Annotated in this window: 1 protein-coding gene; it reads right to left on the reverse strand. The window is 65.2% G+C overall.

Annotated elements, in window-relative coordinates; genetic code table 11:
• The coding region (locus tag AC1DQC_RS19830) for a VOC family protein (protein WP_477052947.1) at positions 1 to 633 on the reverse strand (633 nt) is incomplete at its 3' end.
• Positions 634 to 717 lie beyond the last annotated feature (84 nt).

Genomic DNA, 717 nt, shown 5'->3' on the forward strand with positions numbered 1-717 from the left:
CATCAGGTGGTTGAAGTCGCCACCCGTGAAAGAGAAGCACTCGTTCATCAGCGCGAGGCTGTGATGCCGCGGATTGCAGTGCAGGAAGGTCGCATCCGCGCCGTCCCACACTATGTAGTCGGTGAGCTCGAACCCCAGGACGCGCGTGTAGAAGTCCACGGCCGCTGGGTAGTCCTTGCACATCAGCACCACGTGCCCGAGACCGAGCTGACCGGTGACGAAGCCACTGATGACGCCGCCGTGGCCGAGCGGTGTGTGATCGATGGTCGGGCCGAAACACACCTCGTTGGGGAAGCCRTCGGAGTCGACGAACCGGAACGCCTCGACCGCCAGCCGCGCCTCCGCGGCTCCGGTCGGAATCCACTCGACCGCGATGCCCTCGGCGTTCACACGCTCGGCGATCGCCCGGAGTTCGGTGGGGCTGTCGACCTCCCACGTGATGGACCGGATCCGATCCTCGGTCGCGGGGTACAGCGCGACACGGTGGTGGTGGTCGTCGATTCGGATCAGCAGCGGGTCCTGATCGGACTCGCGCGGTCGGGCGTGAAGCCCCAGAAGGTCGACCAGCACGTGGCGCCAGGCCTCGAGGTCCGTGACGTCGACGCTGAGGGCGCCTAGACGGGAAATACTCATCTCTTGCCTCTGTTCGGAAGTCGAACCGCGGCTGTGCGCGGTTCGATTGCGATCTAGCTGGGAAGGAACTGCTCGGCGTGGATT

The sequence above is a fragment of the Cellulomonas sp. P4_H12 genome (genome assembly GCF_056400905.1).